The 273-nt window shown below is 33.3% G+C and carries 1 pseudogene; it reads left to right on the forward strand.

Annotated features, from left to right (window positions below):
* Positions 1-8 precede the first annotated feature (8 nt).
* Positions 9-273, forward strand: a pseudogene (locus F1003_RS18705) (hypothetical protein); the annotation flags it as partial.

A 273-nucleotide genomic window follows, 5' to 3' on the forward strand; every position in this document is an offset into this window, starting at 1 on the left:
TGAAATACTTGGACATTATTCAGCATGAACTAAACGAATTGAATTTCAGGATTACCCAGTTTCTTCATACTTCTAAAACAGAGATCGTAAAAAAGGGCAAAGAAAACGTCGCGATTGATTTGCTTTTTGAAAATCTCAAGCAGCTTTGCTATGCAAGCACAGTCGATAATAAAATTAACCTTACTATTGAAACAGAGAAGCCTCTTTTCCTCTATACGTTTAAGGATGAATTAAAACAGGTTCTCTTGAATCTGATTATGAATTCTATTGATG

The organism is Winogradskyella ouciana (assembly GCF_009709615.1).
Classification (GTDB): domain Bacteria; phylum Bacteroidota; class Bacteroidia; order Flavobacteriales; family Flavobacteriaceae; genus Winogradskyella; species Winogradskyella ouciana.